Consider the following 19,333-nt stretch of genomic DNA (forward strand, 5'->3'; position numbering starts at 1 on the left):
GACAAGCGCGAAGCGCGCAGAACGCCCAAAGGGCGGCCCCCAAGGGGCGAGCTTCGCGAGTCATCCAGTGCCTTTATGCACGAAACCAAAGACGCTGGATTCCAGCTTGCGCTGGAATGACGGCTCTGCAAGGTCATCCCAGTGTGTAACGCGAGACGGCGCCTGCGATGGAGTCGCGGCGCCATCCCTTGCCTCACGAATTCAGCCGATAGTTCGGCGCTTCCTTCGTGATCTGGATGTCGTGCGGGTGGGCTTCGGTCACGCCGGCGCTGGTCACCTTCACGAACTGCGCCTTCTGGCGCACGTCCTCGACGGTGGCGGCGCCCAGGTAACCCATCGAGGCGCGCAGGCCGCCGATGAGCTGATGGATGATGTTGCGCAGCGGACCGCGGTACGGCACGCGACCTTCGATGCCTTCCGGCACCAGCTTGTCGGCGTCCGCCTCGTCCTGGAAGTAGCGATCCTTCGAGCCCAGCGCCATGGCGCCCAGCGAGCCCATGCCGCGGTAGCTCTTGTAGGAGCGGCCCTGGAACAGTTCGACTTCACCCGGCGATTCCTCGGTGCCAGCGAACATCGAACCCAGCATCACGGTGGATGCGCCGGCGGCCAGCGCCTTGGGGATGTCGCCGGAGTAGCGGATGCCGCCGTCGGCGATCAGCGGGATCTCGTCCTTCAGCGCGGTGGCGACGAGGTCGATGGCGGTGATCTGCGGCACGCCCACGCCAGCGACGACACGCGTGGTGCAGATCGAGCCCGGGCCCACGCCCACCTTCACCGCATCGACGCCAGCGTCGAGCAGCGCACGCGCGGCCTCGCCGGTGACGATGTTGCCGGCGATCACCTGCACCTGCGGGAAGCGCTTCTTCACCCACGCGGCGCGATCGATCACGCCCTGCGAATGGCCATGCGCGGTGTCGACCACGATCACGTCGACGCCGGCATCAACCAGCGCTTCCACGCGCTGCTCGGTGTCGCCGCCCACGCCGACCGCAGCGCCGACCACCAGGCGCTCAAGGCGATCCTTGGCGGCGTTCGGATTGTCGCGAGCCTTCTGGATGTCCTTGACGGTGATGAGACCACGCAGCTGGTAGTCGTCATTCACCACCAGCACCTTCTCGATGCGGTGCTTGTGCAGCAGCTGCAGCACGTCGTCCTGGCTGGCGCCTTCACGCACCGTCACCAGCTTGTCCTGGCGGGTCATGATGTTGCGCACGGGATCTTCATGCTTGCGCTCGAAGCGCAGGTCGCGGCTGGTGACGATGCCAACCAGCTTTTCGCCTTCCACCACCGGCACGCCGGAAATGTTGTGCGCGCGGGTCAGGCGCAGCACTTCGCCAATGGAAGTGTGCGGACCGACGGTGATCGGGCTGCGAATAACGCCCGCCTCGAACTTCTTCACCAGGCGCACTTCGGCGGCCTGCTGCTCGGCGGTCATGTTCTTGTGGATGATGCCGATGCCGCCCTGCTGGGCCATGGTGATGGCGAGGCGGGCTTCGGTGACCGTGTCCATGGCGGCGGACACGATGGGGATGTTCAGGCGCAGGTTTCGGGTCAGCCGCGTGGAAGTGTCTACGTCACGCGGCAGGACGGCCGAATGGGCCGGAACGAGGTAGACGTCGTCGTAGGTGAGAGCCTCGGCGAGGATGCGCATGCGAAAAGTCCCGCTGCAAAGAGAGGATTATACGCGGAACGCGGCATGCTCGCCACACGCCGCATGAACAATCCGTTGTCGCAGACGCGACAATGACCCTCTCGCGTGACCTCAGCCGTGCTGCAGCAGCGCGCGCTCCTCGGCCGCTTCCAGCGTGTTTTCCAGTAGCGTGGCCACCGTCATCGGGCCCACGCCGCCCGGCACCGGAGTGATCCAGCTGGCGCGCTCGGCGGCGGCGGCGAAGTCGACGTCACCCACCAGTCGGCCGTCTTCCAGGCGGTTGATGCCCACGTCCACCACGACGGCGCCAGGCTTGATCCATTCGCCCTTGACCAGGCCTGGCTTGCCCACCGCGACGATCACGATGTCGGCCTGGCGCACGAAACTCTCCAGGTCACGCGTGAATTTGTGGCAGCAGGTGGTGGTGCAACCGGCGATCAGCAATTCCAACGCGAGCGGACGGCCCACGTGGTTGGACACGCCGACCACCACCGCGTGCTGGCCACGTACCGGACGATCGGTGTGGCCCAGCAAGGTCATCACGCCGCGCGGCGTACATGGACGCAGGCCGAAGCGGCGCAGCGCGAGACGCCCTACGTTGACTGCCTGGAAGCCATCCACGTCCTTGACCGGATCAATGCGATCGACCAGCGCGTCCTCGTCGATATGGTCCGGCAACGGCGACTGCACCAGGATGCCGTGCACGGCCGGATCGGCATTGAGCCGGTCGATCAACGCGAACAGTTCTTCCTGCGTGGTGCTGGACGGCATGTCGAAGTCAAAGGAACGGAAGCCGACCTGATGACAGGCCTTGCGCTTGTTGCGCACGTACACCGACGAGGCTGCGTCATCGCCAACCAGCACCACCGCCAGGCCCGGCGCGTCCAGGCCCTTGGCCTTGCGCTCGACGACGCGGCGGCCGATCCGATCCATCAGTTCCTGTGCAATACGCTTGCCGTCAAGGATGCGTGCGGTCATGGTCGGGGGGCTGCCTGCAAAGAGACGTATTATCCCGGCTCGACCCTACTCGCACAAACGGGATCGCATGAACGCCCTCGCCCGTCCGACCGAAGCACTCGAACTCGCCACGTCCACCCTGCGCCTGCGGCCCTGGCAGGGCGACGACATCAATGCGTTGTGCGAGGCGGTCGGCGAATCCATGGAGACTGCCGGCCACTGGCTGCCGCGCCTGCAAGCCGGCTATCGCCACGAGGACGCCGCCGCCCGGATTGCGCAATGCCAGCAGGGCTGGGCGCACGGCGCCATGTACGCCTTCGGCATCTTCGATGTGTCGGGGCGGCTGCTGGGCGACATCTGTCTCAACCGGCTGGATGCGGATCGCCGCAGCGCCAACCTGGGTTACTGGGTGCGCCAGTCCGAGCAGCGCAAGGGCATTGCCCTGGCGGCCGTCGGGGCCATTGCCACCTTTGCATTCGAAACGCTGGGCCTTGCGCGCATCGAGGTCGTCGTCGCGGTGGACAACATGGCCAGCCGGCGCACCGCCGAGCGGGCCGGCGGTTACTTTGACGGCATCTCGCCCGATCGCATCGTCGACCACGGCCAGGCCATGCCCGCCGCGGTCTATTCACTGCTGCCACCGGACCGCGGCGAGACGGTACCCGCTCCGGAACTGGACGATGGCGCCTGGCGACTGCGCGCCTATCGCCCCGATGATGCCGAGTCGCTGCACGCCGCCCTGCACGAGTCGATGGACACGGTGGGTCGCTGGCAAGGCTGGTGCTCGCCGTCGTACTCCCTCAACGACGCCCGACACTGGATCGCCCGCACCCGGCTTGCCTGGCGCGGCGTCGGCGACGAATGCGCGCTGGCCATCGTCGATCGCCAGGACCAACTGGTCGGCAGCATCGGCCTCAATCATTGGCAGTCCGATTTCCGCATGGCCAACCTGGGCTACTGGGTGCGGCAGTCGCGCCAGGGCCAGGGCGCGGCCGTAGCGGCCGTGCGCATGCTGGCCCGCCATGCCTTGCAGGTGCCCGAACTACAGAGGCTGGAAATCGTGGCCGCGGCCGACAATCTGGCCAGCCGCCGGGTGGCGGAAAAAGCCGGCGCCCGACTCGAGTGCATTGCCCGCCAACGGCTAACGCTGCATGGACAGCCGCAAGACGCCGCCGTCTACGCACTGGTGACAGGCGATCTCGACTGAGCCGGCTTAGCCCGGCGCAGCGCAAAGCTGCTGGATATCCTCGTAACCGCGAAACGCCGCCTCGGCGCCGCACCCCGGGCACGCCGGATCGCGCGGAAGGCGTGTTTCCCGGAAACGCATGGCCAGCGCATCGAAACCGAGCAGCCGCCCGACCAGTGGCTCGCCAATGCCGAGCAGCAACTTGAGCGCCTCGGTGGCCTGCAACAATCCGACGATGCCGGGCAGCACGCCGAGCACACCCGCCTCACTGCAGTTGGGCGCCTCGGCCGCCGAGGGCGGCTCCGGGAACAGGCAGCGATAGCACGGCGAATCCGCACGCCGTGGATCAAACACGCTGACCTGTCCGGCAAAGCGCTCGACCGCGCCGTAGACCATCGGCAGTCGCAAACGCTGCGACGCGGCGGACACCAGATAGCGCGCCGGAAAGTTGTCCGCGCCATCGATCACCAGGTCATGACCGGCCAGCAGGCGCTCGACGTTGTCGGCCTGCAGGCGCTCATGGCGCACGTCCACCCGCACACGCGGATTCAGCGCGGCCAACGTGATGCGCGCCGATTCGGCCTTGGACATGCCGACACGCGCGTCCGCATGGATCACCTGGCGATGCAGGTTGGAGCGCTCGACCACATCGTCGTCGATCAGGGTGAGCTGCCCGACACCCGCAGCGGCCAAATACAGCGCAGCCGGGGCGCCAAGACCGCCCGCGCCGAGCAAGGCGATGCGAGACTGCCCCAGCCGCGCCTGCCCCTCTTCACCGACCTGCGGCAGTCGCAGCTGGCGGGAGTAGCGTTCGGCGGCATCGGCATCCAGGGCGCCGAGCGCGACTGGCAGACCCTCGGCTTTCCAGCGATTGAAGCCGCCAGCCACCGATGAAACGTGACGATAACCGAGGCGCTCCAGCGCCTCGGCCGCCAGCAACGAACGCTGGCCACCACCGCACAAGGTGAGGATGTCTCGCTCGCGATCGGCTTCGAGCTGTTCGATGCGAAGCTCGAGGAAACCACGCGACAGGCCCAGCGCGCCGGGCGGACTTCCGCTGGCGCGCTCTCCGTCCTCGCGCACGTCGATCAGCAACGCGCCTCGCGACTGCCGGGCAAGCGCCTCGGCGGGTGACAACTCGGGGATGCGCTGGCGCAGGGCGGCCAGCCAGGATTCGCGATCGGGGGGCGTGCTCATGGGCGATAGCATAGAACCTAAGGGGCCGGGTCGCGTCTCCGTGGTTTCCGTTGAGCCTGCGCCGGGCGCTTTACAGCTACGCGAGTCACTTTCGATCTGACGGGTTGAGTCAACCAATCAGCGGAATGAAGCATCGAACGCACCCACGGCCCGCAAATTCCCATCAGTTCTCAGCGTCGTCCCTGCGAAAGCAGGGACCCAGTGACTTTGCTCTTCCCTCACGAAGTAACGGGGCCGCTCTCGGGATAGCCTGCGACCGAAGGGAGTCCCTGCGGGACGGAGGCCGGGTCACTTTTCTTTGCTTGCTCAAGGAAAAGGAACCACCTCGATGGTGGCAATGCCAAAAGAGAGAGCACCCCACTCGGCGCTGCCCGGACGAAAAGGGATCGGCATCCCTGTCGCCCCCGCGGGCCCGATGGTCCACCCCTCACCGCCGCACTGGGGGCACAGTAAAGGCTCGTGCCGCTACGCGGCACATCGCGCTGATCAAAAGCGCATCACGGTGTCATGTTGCCTTTTGGCATCAAGCATCTAGGACACCTATCCACAGGCTTCTCCATAGAGCATCCACATGCGCTGTGGAAAACATTCCGCGCAACAGCGAATCGCACCCAAGGTGTTCGCCCACAAAAGAGAAGCGACCCTCTTCAGCAGCGGACTAGCGCGCGATCCTGCCTGATCTCAATGCTGCGCATTTGCGCGCCAACACGTCGCGACGTCTTTGTCATCAAGCGGATAGCGCAACTGTCCACAGGCTTCTCCAAGGAACATCCACATGTCCTGTGGAAAACACGGGATGAGTCGCGCGCGGCACGGACGGCCGCTTACGCTGTCGCGGCGAAGCGCCAATGCGACATTCGCTTTCCGTTTGGCTACTGACCCACGCCGCTCGAGCTCTGGCTTTCGCGCTGCGTATTAACCCGCTCGTCGGCAGACGGCTGGAAGCCCGCCACAGGCGAGCCAGATTGCGGAAATCCCAAGCTGGGTTCGACGAGCAAAGGCACTGGATGACTCGCTTCGCTCGCCCCTTCGGGGCCGCCCTGAGGGCGTTCTCCGCGCTTCGCGCTCCGTCCAGCCTTCGCTGGGATGACGGGCACGCGGCGACGGGTAGCCTGCGCTCAGCGCCTTCTGCGCTTGGCGTCAATTCAGTCCTCGCTGGGGTAACTCCCCGGCATGGAAACGGCCGAGCTTGTGCTCTGGCCGTGGCAATGAATCAGCGCTTGCGCTTCTTCATCTCGCGGATCATGCGCTGCCGCTTGCGCATCTGACCCTCGGTCAGCACGTTCTTCTTGCCCGCAAACGGATTCTCGCCGTCGCGGAATTCGATGCGCACCGGCGTGCCTTCCAGCCGATAGCGCTTGCGGAAGAAGTTTTCCAGGTAGCGCCGATAGGCCGGCGCAATGTGCTTGGTGCGGCTGCCGTGGATGACGATGGTCGGCGGGTTGGTGCCGCCCGGATGCGCGAAACGCAGCTTCGGCGCATGGCCGCGCACCAAAGGCGGCTGGTAGCCCTCGTAGGCCCGCTCCAGCGTCTTGGTGAGTTCGGAGGAGCCCAGCTCCTTGGTCGCCGCGTGATGGGCGCGCACGACCGCCTTCATCAGCTCGCGCAGGCCGGAGCCATGCAACGCCGAGATGAATACAGTTTTCGCCCAGTCGACGAACTGCAGGCGACGCGCCAGCGCGTTCTGGCACTGCTCGCGCTGGTAGCTGTCCATGCCGTCCCACTTGTTGACGGCGATCACCAGCGCCCTGCCCTCATCGACCGCGTGGCCGATCAGGGTGAGGTCCTGGTCCGCGAGGTTCTCGCGGGCGTCGACCATGACCACCACCACCTGGGCGGCGGCCATCGACTGCAGCGTCTTGATGACGCTGAATTTCTCCACTGCCTCTTCCACGCGCGCCTTGCGACGCACGCCGGCCGTGTCGATCAGGGTGTACTTGCGACCGTCGCGCTCCAGCGACACCTTGATGGGGTCGCGGGTGGTGCCGGCCACGCTGGAGACGATCAGGCGGTCTTCGCCGAGCAGGCGATTGATCAGGGTGGACTTGCCGGCGTTCGGGCGGCCGACGATGGCCACGCGGATGCTGTCCGGGTCGCCCGGCTCGACTTCCTCGTGCTCGTCTTCCGGCAACATCGTGAGCGCCGAAGCAACGAGGTCTTCGGTGCCGCGATTGTGCGCGGCGGCCAACGGCAAGGTATTGGCGATGCCGAACGCGGCGAACTCCGCCATCGCGTTCTGCAAGTCGAGGCCGTCGGTCTTGTTGACCCCGGCAATGATCGGCTTGCCGCTGCGGCGCAGCTCGTCGAGGATCGTGCGGTCCTGCGGCAGCAGGCCGTCGCGCGCATCGACCACGAACACCAGCACGTGGGCTTCTTCGATGGCGAAGCGCACCTGCTGCGCGGTCAGCGCGTCGAGGCCCTCCTCGACACCGGTCAGGCCGCCGGTATCGACCACCACGAACGGGCGTGCACCGGTGCGGCACACGCCGTAGTGACGATCTCGCGTGACGCCCGGCATGTCGGCCACCAGGGCGTCGCGGCTGCGCGTCAGTGCGTTGAAGAGGGTCGATTTACCGACATTGGGACGACCGACCAGGGCAACGACGGGCAGCATGAGTCAGACAACCTTGTGCGGCGATCAGTGCGCGCCGAGACGGTAAGCGCCGATGCGGCCCTTCACGTCCACGACGTACACGATGTCACCCACCACCAGCGGCTGGGCGCGGATGGGCTTCTTTGACAGGCGCTCGCGTCCAGCCAGTGCGCCGTCACCAGTCTGCAGGAAGTGCACGTAGCCCTCCAGGTCGCCAACCACCACGTAGTCGCCCAGCACGGCGGGCGCGCTCAGCCAGCGATACCGCAGCTGGTCGTTCTTCCACATGTCCGCGCCGCCGTTCTTGTCGAACGCCCACACCTGGGACTCGTCATTCACGCCGAACAGCGCGTTGTTGTTGAGATCCAGCGAGGTGAAGGTGGAGAACGGGCGCGCCCACAGCGGACGGCCGCTGGGACCGTCCACGGCCACCATGTTGCCGTGGTAGGCCGCGCTGAACAGCGTGGAGCCCTGCAGTAGGATTGCGCCGTCGGCATCGCTCAGGCGCTCGATCTCGGTGCGGCCCTCGCCACTGGCCAGGGTCTGCTCCCACAACTTCTCGCCGTTGTCCAGACGCAGCGCGACCAGCTTGCCGGCGTCGTTGCCGAAGAACAGCACGCCGTTGGCGGCCAGCATCGAACCATTGCCGCGCAGGCTCAGCAGCGGCACGCTGTCCTGATCGTAGACCCAGCGACGCTCGCCGGTGGCGCTATCGAAACCATACAGACGGCCATCCTGCGTACGCGCGATCACGAGGTTGCCGCTGATCACCGGCGCGGAGATCACTTCGGAATTGACCACCGACTCCCAGCGCGGGCTGCCGTCCTTCGCGTTGATCGCGTAGATGTGGCCGTCGAGGGTGCCCACCACCACCAGGTCGCCGTACACGGCCGGACCACCGGCGTACAGCGCGTCAGCGCGCTTCTTGTCACCCCAGCCGAACCAGCCCTGGGTGCGCGAGCTCTTGGACCAGATGGTCTTGCCACTGGCCGCATCCAGCGCCGCAACCTTGCCGTCGGTGCTGACGGCGTACAGCACGCCATCGGCAAACGCCGGGCGCAGGCGCACGCCGCTGTCGCCGGCGCCTTCACCCACGCTGCTGCTCCACACCTTGGTGACCTGGACGGTGGGCTTGAAATCCTTGGCCAGCGGCGTCGGCGGCTGGACGTTTTCCTTCTTGAACGAATGGCAGCCGGCGAGGGCCACCAGCGAGGTCAGCGCCACCAGCCAAACGCGCTTCATTGCACCGCGCTTCATCACTTCAGCTTTCATGCACCCTGCTTCCCGGCCACGGCCAGATCATCGATTTTCATCTGCACGCTCGGAAGCGCGTTCTCGCCCAGCGCTGCCTTGGCAGCGAGGTATGCCTTGCGGGCATCGTCAGGACGCCCAAGCTTGACCAGCGCGTCGCCGCGTAGTTCCTGGGCTGCGCCTTCGAAGCTGTTAGGCGGCAGACGATCCAGCGCGGCCAGGGTGTCGGCCGCCTTGCCCTGGGCCAGCAGCACGCGCGCAATGCGCAACTGGGTCAACGCCTTGAGATTGGCGTCGGCGGCATGCGCCTCAGCCCAGTTCAGGGAGTCGATCGCCTTGTCCAGTTGCTTCGCCTGGACCTGGCGCTGCGCACGGTCGCTGACGGCGAACACGGCGTAGGAGCTGTCCGCGTAATCCTTGATCAGCTGCTCGGTGTACGTGTCGGCGCTTTCGTTCTTGTTGGCCGCTGCCGCCGTCTGCACCTGCTCGTAAAGATTGGCCGCCTCGGACTGGTGGCCAGCCTTGTGCTTGTTCCACTGCTGCCAGCCGAAGATGCCAACCAGGCCGATCGCAATACCGACGACGATGGACAAGCCGTTCTGGCGCAGCCACTGCTGTACGAGTTCGCTCTGTTCGTGTTCGTCGTACGCTTCAAATGCCATGCAATCACCCTTGGGGAACCGCGCGTCGCCGGCAACCGCCTGCGGGGCCTGACATGCGGGAAAAGTCACCAACCCGAAAAGTCCGCTCGCGGGCGAGCGGACAATGGGCAAGCATAACCGATTGCGCCGGACCGCACAGGTCCGGCGGACGGATCAGACGCCGGTCGGCGCAGCCTTGCCGTCGCGAACTTCGATGCGGAAATGGGCGACATTGGAGTGGCGGAAGCTGTCCAGCGCCATCGGCTGACCATCGAGCGTGACCTGGGCGCCGGTGGCATTGCCAATGCGCACTTCGAGCGGCTGGTCACTGTGGTAGGTCTTGGTGCTGCCGGCCGGAAGCAGGCCATATTCAAGACGGGAGCCATCCTTGGTGGTCACTTCCACCCAGCTGGCGCCCTGCAGGCTCAACACCAGACTGTGGGCGCCGCTGCCCACCGAAGTGGTCGCGGACGCAGGCTGCGCCGGGTGCGCCGCATCGCTGCCCAGATTGGGAAACGGCGCCATCGACGCCATCAACGGCTGCTGATCCGGCGCCGGGGTGGCGGCAGGCGCAGCAGTTGCCGGCTGCGGGGACGCGGCCGGCGCGCTGGCCACGGCCGCATCACTGTTGGAGCCAGCCTCATTGGCTGCAGGGGTACCCGCAGGCGCGACAACCGATGCCACCGTCGATGCAGCCGCCGGGGCGTCCACCTGGGCGACCGGCGCGGCATCGAGCGGCGCCAGGTGACTGGGATCGCGATCGAGCGTGCCGCGCACGCCGAGCCAGATGGTGGGCACCACGATCGCGGCGGTCAGCACCACATAGGTGGCCGCGCGAGCGTAATTCTCAAGCAGGTAACGCGAATGCGAGATGCCGCCCGTCGCCACCAGGGTCGGCTCGCTGGGCTTGATGCGCTCCAGCTCGCCCTTGACCTCGGCCTCGTCCATGCCCAGGTAGCGCGCGTACTTGGTCAGGTAGCCACCCAGGTACACGTGGTAGTCGATGCCGCTGTAGTCGTTGCTTTCGAGCTGGCGAACCACCCGCACCGGCAAGCGCAAGGCGTGAGCGCACGACTCAACGTCCAGGCCGCGCGCTTCGCGCACGGCTCGCAAGCGTCCGCCCAGGCTACCGGTGATCGTTTCCAACGAGGAGTGTTCCGTTTCCATGATGGCGTCGGGTGTTTCGGTAAGTGGGAGGGCGTGGTCGCCGCTATGGGTTAATGGGGACTGCTCGGATGTCATTGGCGTGCAGTTGCGTCGAGGGCGCGCGCCTGTTCCGAATCCGGGAACTGGCTTTGCAGCCGCCTGCTGTAGTTGAGAGCAGCATCCCTGTTGCCCAACCGAGACTCAATGTCATGACCTAGCTTCAATGCCGACGCGCTGGGCTGGCCCAGCGCGTCGAAACGCTGGATGAAGGCCCTTGCGCGGAATGCATCGTTCTGAAGATAAAGCACGTTGGCGAGCTGATACAACGCCCCGCCGTTCTGGGGGTCGATCTCGAGCGCCTTGCGGAAGTTCACTTCGGCTCCCGCGAGGTCGTGGCTACGCACCAGGCAGGCGCCCGCGTTGGTCAAGGCCAGGGCTGGCGTCTGGTAGAACGGATCGGCGACGGCCTTCTGGAAAAACGGCATCGCCTCGGCAGGCTTGCCGGCGGCGTTGCACAGGAACCAGCCAAGGTTGTTGTTGGTGTCACCCTTCTGCGGCGCCAGCGCCTGCGCCTTGCGGTAATGCAGCTCCGCGTTCGGCAGGTCGTTGATGCGCTCGTAGATCACCGCCGCGATCGTATGCGCGGGGACGTAGTTCGGATCGAAAGTGAAAGCCTTGTTGACCTTGACCAGCGCGTCCTGCAGATCACCCTCGGTCAGGTACTGCTGGGCCAGATCGGTATGGATGCGGGCCCCTTCCTGCTTCTGCTCGGCCTTGCTGGTCCGCGGAATCTTGGTGGAGACACCACCCGCGTCTGTTGTTGTGGTGGTGACGCAGCCGGCCAACAACATGGCCAGGCCGGCACTCAACAAGATTCGATCAAGCCGCATGACTCGCCCCTTCGTCCAGACGCTTTCGAAATTCGGCCTGGCGACGGGTGCGATCCAATACCTGCCCTTTGAGCTGACCACATGCCGCATCAATGTCGTCACCGCGGGTGCGGCGCAGCATGGTCAGCACGTTGGCATTGAGCAACTGGGTCTGGAAGGCGCGGATCGTTTCGGCGTCCGAGCGCTCGAAACGCGTGCCAGGAAAAGGATTGAACGGAATCAGGTTGACCTTGCACGTCGGCATGCGGCGCATCAGCTTGATCAGCTGGCGCGCGTGCTCGGGCTGGTCGTTGACACCCTTCATCAGGGTGTACTCGAAGGTGATCGAGGTGCGCGGCTTGCGATCGAGCCAGCGCTGGCACGAGGCCATCAGCTCGGCGATCGGGTAGCGCTTGTTGAGCGGCACCAGCTCGGTGCGCAGCTCGTCGTTGGCGGCATGCAGCGACACAGCCAGCGACACGTCGATGGTTTCCGACAGCTTGTCGATCATCGGCACCAGGCCGGCGGTCGACAGGGTGACGCGCTTGGACGCCAGGCCGAAGCCCAGGTCGTCGCGCATCAGGCTCATCGCCTTCACCACGTTGTCGAAGTTCAGCAGCGGCTCGCCCATGCCCATCATCACCACGTTGGTGATGCGGCGGTTCTGGTGCGTGACGTTGCCGAGGTATTTGGCCGCCACCCACATCTGGCCGATGACTTCGGCGGTGGAGAGGTTGCGGTTGAAGCCCTGCGTCGCGGTGGAGCAGAACTGGCAGTTGAGGCCGCAGCCGACCTGCGAGGACACGCACAGCGTGCCGCGTGTCGGCTCCGGGATGTACACCGCCTCGATGGCGTTGCCGCCATCCATGCCGAGCAGCCACTTGTGCGTGCCGTCGGCGGCGCCCTTGTCGAACAGGGTCTTCGGCGGACCGACATAGCACGACGCTTCGAGCTTGGCTCGAAGCGCCTTGCCGACGTCAGTCATGTTTTCGAAGTTGTCTTCCAGGCGATGGTAGATCCACTTCATCACCTGCTCGGCGCGATACGGCTTCTCGCCCAGCTGCGCGAAGAAATCACGCAGGCCCTGGCGATCGAAGTCCAGCAGGTTGACCTTGTCGGTGGTGATGGTGGTTACAGCCTGGTCAGACATTTTTCTTACCGCGCGTGCACTTCAGTGGTCGCAAAGAAGTACGCGATCTCGACAGCAGCCGTTTCGGCTGCGTCGGAACCATGCACCGCATTGGCGTCGATGGAGTCGGCGAAGTCGGCGCGGATGGTGCCCGGCGCAGCGTCCTTCGGGTTGGTCGCGCCCATCAGGTCACGGTTCTTCAGGATGGCGTTCTCGCCTTCCAGCGCCTGGATCATCACCGGACCCGAGATCATGAACTCGACCAGTGCGTTGAAGAACGGGCGCTCCTTGTGCACGGCGTAGAAGCCTTCGGCTTCCTTGCGCGACAGGTGCTTCATCTTGGCGGCCACGACCTTGAGGCCAGCCTTTTCGAAGCGTGCATAGATTTCGCCGATCACGTTCTTGGCAACTGCGTCGGGCTTGATGATGGAAAGGGTGCGCTCCAGCGCCATAAGGTCTGCTCCGGAAAAAACGGGTATCTGAGTGGGCGGGCCGGCCCTTGCCGGCGAAAGTTAAGCTAAATCCTGTCGAGATAAGCGGATTTAGCTCACGAAAGTTTGACAGATTCTACCTCATTAGCAACCTGGCCGCCGGCCAGTCCCAACGATCGTTTGACGGCCGCAAATCCATCCGCGTATGCTCAAACGATCGTTTGAACTCGCCGAGGCCGACGGACCATGCCAGCACCCAGCGCAGCAGCCCAGTCCACCAAGGAGCGCATTCTCGGCGCCGCCGAGGAGTTGTTCGCCCGGCACGGCTTCGAAGGGGCTTCCCTGCGCCAGCTGACATCCGCGGCCGGGGTGAACCTGGCGGCGGTCAATTACCACTTCGGCTCCAAGGACCGCCTGGTCGAGGAAGTGTTCCGCCGCCGCCTGGACCAGCTGAACGGCCACCGCAGCACCGCCCTGGCCAAGGTCGCAGGCCTGCCCGAGACCACCATTGAAGACGTGCTGGCAGCCTTCATCGTGCCTGCACTGGAGCTTTCCCACGATGCCGGCGGCCAGCTGTTCATGCGCGTGCTGGTGCGCGCCTTCGCCGAGGACGACGACACCCTGCGCAAGTTCTTGTCGGACAACTACCGCCACGTGATGCGCATGTTCACCTCCGAGTTCGCCCGACTGCTGCCGCACCTGACCAAGGAAGAGGTGTACTGGCGCGTCGACCTGGTGACCGGCGCCCTGATCCACGCCATGTCGGGCATCGGCATGATCCAGCGCAGGAGCGACGTCACCGAACACGAGCACCGCGAGCTCACCGCCGAACACCTGATCAGCTTTTCGGCCGCCGGCCTCATGGCGCGCTGACCCCGAATCCTTCCGGCCAAACCGGCCACCCGTTTCACCTTCCTGTGTCTTGCACTACGGAGAAACCAATGACCGCTCCATCCACACCCAAGGCAGCGCTGCGCATCCGCAAGGCTGCGGTGCTCGGCGCCGGCGTCATGGGCGCGCAGATCGCCGCGCACCTGACCAACGCCGGCGTCGATACCGTGCTGTTCGACCTGGCCGCCAAGGAAGGTCCCAAGAGTGGCATCGCCCTGAAGGCCATCGCCAACCTGCAGAAGCTCTCGCCTGCCCCGCTGGCCGACAAGACCATCGCCGGCGCGATCATCCCCGCCAACTACGACGAGGATCTTGAGCACCTGAAGGACGTGGACCTGGTGATCGAAGCGATCGCCGAACGGATGGACTGGAAGCTGGATCTGTACAAGAAGATCGCTTCGCACCTGTCGCCGACCGCGGTGATCGCGTCCAACACCTCGGGCCTGTCGATCAACGGCCTGGCCGAGGCGCTGCCGGAAGAGATGCGCCACCGCTTCTGCGGCGTGCACTTCTTCAACCCGCCGCGCTACATGCACCTGGTCGAACTGATCCCGACCAGGCTGACCGACGCGAACGTGCTGGCAGGCCTCGAGGCCTTCCTCACCACCGCGCTCGGCAAGGGCGTGGTGATCGCCAAGGACACCCCGAACTTCATCGGCAACCGCATCGGCGTGTTCTCGATGCTGGCCACCATGCACCACACCCAGCAGTTCGGCCTGGGCTTCGACGTGGTCGACGCGCTGACCGGCCCGGCCGTGGGCCGTCCCAAGAGCGCCACCTACCGCACCGCGGACGTGGTGGGCCTGGACACCATGGCGCACGTGATCAAGACCATGGCCGATACCCTAGCCGACGATCCGTGGCACGAATACTTCAAGGCCCCGGTATGGCTGTCCGCCCTGATCGAGAAGGGCGCGCTCGGCCAGAAGACCGGCGCCGGCTTCTACCGCAAGGCCGGCAAGGACATCGTCGTGATCGACGTGGCCAAGCAGGACTACCGTGCGTCCGAGCAGAAGGCCTCGGATGAGGTGTCCGCCATCCTCGCCATCAAGGACCCGGCCGAGAAGTTCGGCAAGCTGCGCGCATCCAGCGATCCGCAGGCGCAGTTCCTGTGGGCGACCTTCCGCGACCTGTTCCACTACACCGCCTATCACCTGGCCGACATCGCCGATACCGCGCGTGACGTCGACTTCGCCATCCGCTGGGGCTACGGCTGGAAACTCGGTCCGTTCGAGACCTGGCAGGCCGCTGGCTGGCAGCAGGTCGCCGGCTGGATCGCCGAGGACATCGCCGCCGGCAAGGCCATGAGCAAGGCGCCGCTGCCGGCGTGGGTCACCGACGGCCGCAACGGCGTGCACGGTAAGGGCGGCTCGTACTCGGCAAGCGCCAACACCGACAAGCCGCGTTCGCAGCACCCGGTCTACCAGCGCCAGCTGTTCCCCGATCCGATCCTGGGCGAGAAGTTCGACCAGGGCACGACGGTGTGGGAGAACGACGGCGTGCGCCTGTGGACGCTGGGCGACGACGGCGTGGGCATCATCTCGTTCAAGACCAAGATGAACACGGTCAACGACGCCGTGCTCGACGGCGTGCAGCAGGCGATCGACGTCGCCGAGCAGCAGCTCAAGGCCGTGGTGATCTGGCAGACCGGCGAGCCGTTCTCGGCCGGCGCGGATCTCAAGGGCGCCCTGGGCCTGCTGCAGGCCGGCAAGTTCGATGACTTCGAGAAGATGGTCGCCAACTTCCAGGCCACCAGTATGCGCATCAAGCACTCGCTGGTGCCGGTGGTGTCGGCGGTGCGTGGCCTCGCCCTGGGTGGCGGCTGCGAATTCCAGATGCACTCGGCCCGCACCGTGGCCGCGCTGGAGAGCTATATCGGCCTGGTCGAGGCTGGCGTCGGCCTGCTGCCGGCCGGTGGCGGCCTGCATGAGCTGGCCGTGCGCGCCGCCAAGGCGAACCCGGAAGATCCGTTCGAATCGCTGAAGAAGGTGTTCGAGACGGTCGCCATGGCCAAGGTCTCCGGCAGCGCGCTGGAAGCCAAGCAGCTGGGCCTGCTGCGCGACAGCGATGTGGTCGTGTTCAACGCCTACGAATTGCTATACGTCGCCAAGAAGGTCGCGCTGTCGCTGGCCGAAAGCGGCTGGCGTCCGCCGATGATGGGCCGCAACATCCCGGTCGCCGGCGACGTGGGTACCGCCACGTTCCAGGCTTCGCTCGCCAACCTCGCCGAGGGCTACTTCGCCTCGCCGCATGACGTGGCGATCGCCACGCGCATCGCGGACACGCTGTGCGGCGGCAAGATCGAGCGCGGTTCGCAGGTTGACGAGGAATGGCTGCTCGCGCTGGAGCGCAAGCACTTCGTGGAGCTGGCCAAGACGGAGAAGACCCAGGCCCGCATCGCGCACACCATGACCACGGGTAAGCCGCTGCGTAACTGACGAGCCCCAGGCTCGTCATCCCCGCGAACGCGGGGATCCAGCGACTTAAAGGCTTAAAAGGCACTGGATTCCAGCCTTCGCTGGAATGACGAGCAAAGGGCAAGAACCGTTATGGCTCGTCACCACGCATTCCGGTGACGATCAAAAACACCAATAGCGTCGCTGCGAACCACGCGCGACGCCACGGAGCAAAACCATGACCAAGCAAGTGCAAGACGCCTACATCGTCGCCGCCACCCGCACGCCGGTCGGCAAAGCGCCGCGCGGCGTGTTCCGCAACACCCGTCCGGACGACATGCTCGCCCACGTGATCCGCGCCGTGATGGCGCAGGCTCCGGGCATCGACCCGCATCGCATCGAGGACGTCATCGTCGGTTGCGCCATGCCGGAAGCCGAGCAAGGCATGAACGTCGCCCGCATCGGCGCGCTGCTCGCCGGCCTGCCGTATACGGTGCCGGGTGTGACCATCAACCGCTTCTGCTCCTCCGGCGTGCAGGCCATCGCCATGGCCGCCGACCGCATCCAGCTCGGCGTCGCCGACCTCATGATCGCCGCGGGCACCGAGAGCATGAGCATGGTGCCCATGATGGGCCACAAGATCGCGATGAACCCCGCGATCTTCACCAACAAGGAAGACGTGGCCATCGCCTACGGCATGGGCATCACCGCCGAGAAGGTGGCCGAGCAGTGGAAGGTCACCCGCGAGCAGCAGGATGCCTTCGCCGTGGAAAGCCATCGCCGCGCGCTGGCCGCCATCGCCGCCGGCGAGTTCAAGGACGAGATCACCCCGTTCCAGCTCGATGACCACTACCCCGACCTCGCCACGCGCGGCATCAAGACCGACAGCCGCGTGATCGACACCGACGAAGGTCCGCGCGCCGGCACCACGCTGGATGTGCTCGGCAAGCTGCGCACGGTGTTCCGCAACGACAAGTTCGGCGGCTCGGTGACGGCCGGCAACTCCTCGCAGATGTCCGACGGTGCCGGCGCGCTGCTGCTGGCCAGCGAGAAGGCGATCAAGGAGTTCAACCTCACCCCGATCGGTCGCTTCGTCGGCTACTCGGTGGCGGGCGTGAAGCCGGAAGTGATGGGCATCGGCCCGAAGGAAGCGATTCCGAAGGCGCTCAAGCAGGTGGGCCTGACCAAGGACCAGTTGGACTGGATCGAGCTCAACGAAGCCTTCGCCGCGCAGGCCCTGGCGGTGATCGGCGACCTCGGCCTCGACCCCGCCAAGGTAAACCCGCTGGGCGGCGCCATCGCCCTGGGCCACCCGCTGGGCGCCACCGGCGCCATCCGCGCCGCCACCCTGCTGCACGGCATGCGTCGCCGCAAGCAGAAGTACGGCATGGTGACCATGTGCATCGGCACCGGCATGGGCGCTGCGGGCGTGTTCGAAGCGCTCTGATCCACCCTGTTTCACCATGACGAACGGCGCCGTAGTGATACGGCGCCGTTTTTGTTTGGCCGCGAGTCTCACGCGGCCTTCTTTCAGGTGAGGGGGAGAAATCCAGCGCCTCGCTCAATACGGGGTAAAGGCGCTGGATCCCGGCCTTCGCCGGGATGACGGTCGTGAGTGGCCGAGCACTGCCACTCATCTCGACGCGACCTTCCGATCTCGTCATTCCTGCGAAAGCAGGACGGAGCGCGAAGCGAGGAGAACGCCCCCTTGGGCGGCCCCGAAGGGGCGAGCGTAGCGAGTCATCCAGCGCCTTTCGTGCCGTGCTTGGCGAAACGTATCGAAGCTCCCTGCATGCGCACCGTTTTCGAGGAAGTCCCAGTACGGCGAGCAACAGTGTCCGCGCCTCCTAGCTCAGCGCCGCAATCTGCCTCGCCACATACATGGTCAGAAAGATCGCCATCAGCACCAGCAACAGGGCCATGCCGCGCGCGGCCCAGCTGTCGCCATACATCGAAGACCCCTCAGCCTCAATCGCGCGCCGGTTCCGGTAAAACCGCCCTGTGGCGCCGACAATCATCAGGGCGCCAACCAGCAACAACGACAGGCCTAGCCACTGCGAGGCTTTGGTGTGCAGGCCCGCAGGAACCTGGGTGGTCGCCTTGGCCGCATAGAGCAGGAAGATGTCGAAGCGCTCCAGCAGGAAGCCAAAAGCCATCACGGAAATGGCGGTGCGCACCCAGGCCAGGTAGGTACGTTCATTGGCCGCATGGTCGGTGAAATGAGGTATCACGGCAGCCCCTTTCATGCGGGCATCAATGGTCCCGCGCGGCGTGCATCTTGCTCCCAAGCCTTGTCGCCTCGCCGTGTAGCCTGCGGCGGCCACCGGTTTCCGTGGGGCGGCGGCGCCCCAGGGCGCGTTAGAATGTCCAGTCACGCCCGTCCAGATGCCGCTTCCACATGCGCAATCCCCTGCAGGAACAACTACTCAAGGCCGGCCTCGCCAAGAAGGGCAAGGTCGACCAGATCGCCCGCGAGCAGGCCAAGCAGCGCCAGGGCAAGGCCCCTGCCTCCGCTCCCGCCGAGAAGGTCGACACCCAGCGCCTGCAGGCCGAGCGGGCTGAACGCGATCGCGCCCTGGCCGCCGAGCGCAACGCCCAGGCGCAGGCGCGCGAGCTGGCAGCACAGATCCGTCAGATCGTCGAGGCGAACAAGGTCAAGCGCGAAGGCGAGATCAGCTACCGCTTCACCGACGGCGACAAGATCCACAGCGTGCTGGTCAACGAGGCGCTGAAGGCGCAGCTCGCCAAGGGTTCGCTGGTGGTGGTGCGCAGCGGCGACGGCTACGAGTTGCTGCCGCGCGCCGCCGCCGAAAAGGTGCGTGAGCGCGATGCCTCGGCGATCGTGCTTGACCACGGCCAGCCCGGCGAGCACCAGCTGCAGAGCGAAGACGACGAGTTCTACGCCCAGTTCAAGGTGCCCGACGACCTCATCTGGTAAAGCCAAGCCGCGCCGGCTTTTGGCGCGATCGGATTACCGGGCGCCGCCGCTCGCCTC

16 protein-coding genes are annotated in these 19,333 nt (G+C 65.8%); 5 read left to right on the forward strand and 11 right to left on the reverse strand.

Features of this window, described 5'->3' with window-relative positions; translation table 11 throughout:
- Positions 1-193 precede the first annotated feature (193 nt).
- On the reverse strand, positions 194-1,651 hold the full coding sequence (gene guaB, locus DVT68_RS16655) for an IMP dehydrogenase (protein ID WP_114826231.1): 1,458 nt from the start codon (positions 1,649-1,651) through the stop codon (positions 194-196).
- Between the two features lie 111 nt (positions 1,652-1,762).
- Positions 1,763-2,629 carry a bifunctional methylenetetrahydrofolate dehydrogenase/methenyltetrahydrofolate cyclohydrolase FolD gene (folD, locus tag DVT68_RS16660; protein ID WP_114826232.1) on the reverse strand — a complete coding sequence of 289 codons (867 nt, stop codon included), beginning with the start codon at positions 2,627-2,629 and terminating at the stop codon, positions 1,763-1,765.
- A gap of 67 nt (positions 2,630-2,696) precedes the next feature.
- On the opposite strand from folD, the gene DVT68_RS20760 reads away from it, so the two are divergent.
- On the forward strand, positions 2,697-3,815 hold the full coding sequence (locus DVT68_RS20760) for a GNAT family N-acetyltransferase (protein WP_233523527.1): 1,119 nt from the start codon (positions 2,697-2,699) through the stop codon (positions 3,813-3,815).
- Between the two features lie 6 nt (positions 3,816-3,821).
- Here DVT68_RS20760 and moeB read toward each other — a convergent pair whose 3' ends face one another.
- From moeB to ndk, 8 genes are all read right to left on the reverse strand, one after another.
- Complete coding sequence (moeB, locus tag DVT68_RS16670; protein WP_114826233.1) at positions 3,822-4,991, reverse strand: molybdopterin-synthase adenylyltransferase MoeB; 1,170 nt, start codon at positions 4,989-4,991, stop codon at positions 3,822-3,824.
- A gap of 1,213 nt (positions 4,992-6,204) precedes the next feature.
- Positions 6,205-7,605: a ribosome biogenesis GTPase Der gene (gene der, locus DVT68_RS16675; protein ID WP_114826234.1), complete on the reverse strand. Its 1,401-nt coding sequence runs from the start codon at positions 7,603-7,605 to the stop codon at positions 6,205-6,207.
- Between the two features lie 24 nt (positions 7,606-7,629).
- Positions 7,630-8,856 (reverse strand): outer membrane protein assembly factor BamB, encoded by a 1,227-nt coding sequence (gene bamB, locus DVT68_RS16680; RefSeq protein WP_233523528.1) that lies wholly within the window; start codon positions 8,854-8,856, stop codon positions 7,630-7,632.
- Positions 8,853-9,497, reverse strand: a complete 645-nt coding sequence (locus tag DVT68_RS16685; RefSeq protein ID WP_114826236.1) for a YfgM family protein — start codon at positions 9,495-9,497, stop codon at positions 8,853-8,855. The genes bamB and DVT68_RS16685 overlap by 4 nt, the downstream gene beginning before the upstream one ends.
- 153 nt (positions 9,498-9,650) lie before the next feature.
- Positions 9,651-10,643, reverse strand: coding sequence for a helix-turn-helix domain-containing protein (locus tag DVT68_RS16690; protein ID WP_233523529.1), 993 nt, complete (start codon positions 10,641-10,643; stop codon positions 9,651-9,653).
- 71 nt (positions 10,644-10,714) lie between these two features.
- Positions 10,715-11,512 carry a type IV pilus biogenesis/stability protein PilW gene (gene pilW, locus DVT68_RS16695; protein ID WP_114826238.1) on the reverse strand — a complete coding sequence of 266 codons (798 nt, stop codon included), beginning with the start codon at positions 11,510-11,512 and terminating at the stop codon, positions 10,715-10,717.
- Positions 11,502-12,641 (reverse strand): dual-specificity RNA methyltransferase RlmN, encoded by a 1,140-nt coding sequence (rlmN, locus tag DVT68_RS16700; protein WP_114826239.1) that lies wholly within the window; start codon positions 12,639-12,641, stop codon positions 11,502-11,504. The genes pilW and rlmN overlap by 11 nt, the downstream gene beginning before the upstream one ends.
- Positions 12,642-12,646: 5 nt before the next feature.
- A complete protein-coding gene (gene ndk / locus DVT68_RS16705) occupies positions 12,647-13,072 on the reverse strand; it encodes a nucleoside-diphosphate kinase (protein WP_114826240.1) in 426 nt (141 codons plus the stop codon).
- A 225-nt stretch (positions 13,073-13,297) separates the two neighbouring features.
- On the opposite strand from ndk, the gene DVT68_RS16710 reads away from it, so the two are divergent.
- The 3 genes from DVT68_RS16710 to DVT68_RS16720 all read left to right on the forward strand — a co-directional run bounded on the left by DVT68_RS16710 (position 13,298) and on the right by DVT68_RS16720 (position 17,785).
- Complete coding sequence (locus DVT68_RS16710) at positions 13,298-13,924, forward strand: TetR/AcrR family transcriptional regulator (protein ID WP_114826241.1); 627 nt, start codon at positions 13,298-13,300, stop codon at positions 13,922-13,924.
- 68 nt (positions 13,925-13,992) lie between these two features.
- On the forward strand, positions 13,993-16,380 hold the full coding sequence (locus tag DVT68_RS16715; protein ID WP_114826242.1) for a 3-hydroxyacyl-CoA dehydrogenase/enoyl-CoA hydratase family protein: 2,388 nt from the start codon (positions 13,993-13,995) through the stop codon (positions 16,378-16,380).
- A 196-nt stretch (positions 16,381-16,576) separates the two neighbouring features.
- Positions 16,577-17,785 carry an acetyl-CoA C-acyltransferase gene (locus tag DVT68_RS16720; protein WP_114826243.1) on the forward strand — a complete coding sequence of 403 codons (1,209 nt, stop codon included), beginning with the start codon at positions 16,577-16,579 and terminating at the stop codon, positions 17,783-17,785.
- 400 nt (positions 17,786-18,185) lie between these two features.
- Here DVT68_RS16720 and DVT68_RS16725 read toward each other — a convergent pair whose 3' ends face one another.
- Positions 18,186-18,584: a YidH family protein gene (locus DVT68_RS16725; RefSeq protein ID WP_199536107.1), complete on the reverse strand. Its 399-nt coding sequence runs from the start codon at positions 18,582-18,584 to the stop codon at positions 18,186-18,188.
- A 152-nt stretch (positions 18,585-18,736) separates the two neighbouring features.
- Here DVT68_RS16725 and DVT68_RS16730 point away from each other — a divergent pair, with 152 nt between their 5' ends.
- Positions 18,737-19,276 carry a DUF2058 domain-containing protein gene (locus DVT68_RS16730; RefSeq protein ID WP_114826244.1) on the forward strand — a complete coding sequence of 180 codons (540 nt, stop codon included), beginning with the start codon at positions 18,737-18,739 and terminating at the stop codon, positions 19,274-19,276.
- Positions 19,277-19,333: the final 57 nt, after the last annotated feature.

The organism is Dyella solisilvae (assembly GCF_003351225.1).
Lineage (GTDB): Bacteria > Pseudomonadota > Gammaproteobacteria > Xanthomonadales > Rhodanobacteraceae > Dyella > Dyella solisilvae.

What these genes read in the sequence shown, in the direction of transcription:
- DVT68_RS16715 (WP_114826242.1), top strand. Translation starts at nt 13,993, where the DNA reads ATGACCGCTCCATCCACACCCAAGGCAGCGCTGCGCATCCGCAAGGCT.
- DVT68_RS20760 (WP_233523527.1), top strand. Translation starts at nt 2,697, where the DNA reads ATGAACGCCCTCGCCCGTCCGACCGAAGCACTCGAACTCGCCACGTCC.
- DVT68_RS16710 (WP_114826241.1), top strand. Translation starts at nt 13,298, where the DNA reads ATGCCAGCACCCAGCGCAGCAGCCCAGTCCACCAAGGAGCGCATTCTC.
- moeB (WP_114826233.1), bottom strand. Translation starts at nt 4,991, where the DNA reads ATGAGCACGCCCCCCGATCGCGAATCCTGGCTGGCCGCCCTGCGCCAG.
- DVT68_RS16725 (WP_199536107.1), bottom strand. Translation starts at nt 18,584, where the DNA reads ATGAAAGGGGCTGCCGTGATACCTCATTTCACCGACCATGCGGCCAAT.
- der (WP_114826234.1), bottom strand. Translation starts at nt 7,605, where the DNA reads ATGCTGCCCGTCGTTGCCCTGGTCGGTCGTCCCAATGTCGGTAAATCG.
- pilW (WP_114826238.1), bottom strand. Translation starts at nt 11,512, where the DNA reads ATGCGGCTTGATCGAATCTTGTTGAGTGCCGGCCTGGCCATGTTGTTG.
- guaB (WP_114826231.1), bottom strand. Translation starts at nt 1,651, where the DNA reads ATGCGCATCCTCGCCGAGGCTCTCACCTACGACGACGTCTACCTCGTT.
- bamB (WP_233523528.1), bottom strand. Translation starts at nt 8,856, where the DNA reads ATGAAAGCTGAAGTGATGAAGCGCGGTGCAATGAAGCGCGTTTGGCTG.
- DVT68_RS16730 (WP_114826244.1), top strand. Translation starts at nt 18,737, where the DNA reads ATGCGCAATCCCCTGCAGGAACAACTACTCAAGGCCGGCCTCGCCAAG.
- folD (WP_114826232.1), bottom strand. Translation starts at nt 2,629, where the DNA reads ATGACCGCACGCATCCTTGACGGCAAGCGTATTGCACAGGAACTGATG.
- DVT68_RS16685 (WP_114826236.1), bottom strand. Translation starts at nt 9,497, where the DNA reads ATGGCATTTGAAGCGTACGACGAACACGAACAGAGCGAACTCGTACAG.
- DVT68_RS16720 (WP_114826243.1), top strand. Translation starts at nt 16,577, where the DNA reads ATGACCAAGCAAGTGCAAGACGCCTACATCGTCGCCGCCACCCGCACG.
- rlmN (WP_114826239.1), bottom strand. Translation starts at nt 12,641, where the DNA reads ATGTCTGACCAGGCTGTAACCACCATCACCACCGACAAGGTCAACCTG.
- ndk (WP_114826240.1), bottom strand. Translation starts at nt 13,072, where the DNA reads ATGGCGCTGGAGCGCACCCTTTCCATCATCAAGCCCGACGCAGTTGCC.
- DVT68_RS16690 (WP_233523529.1), bottom strand. Translation starts at nt 10,643, where the DNA reads ATGGAAACGGAACACTCCTCGTTGGAAACGATCACCGGTAGCCTGGGC.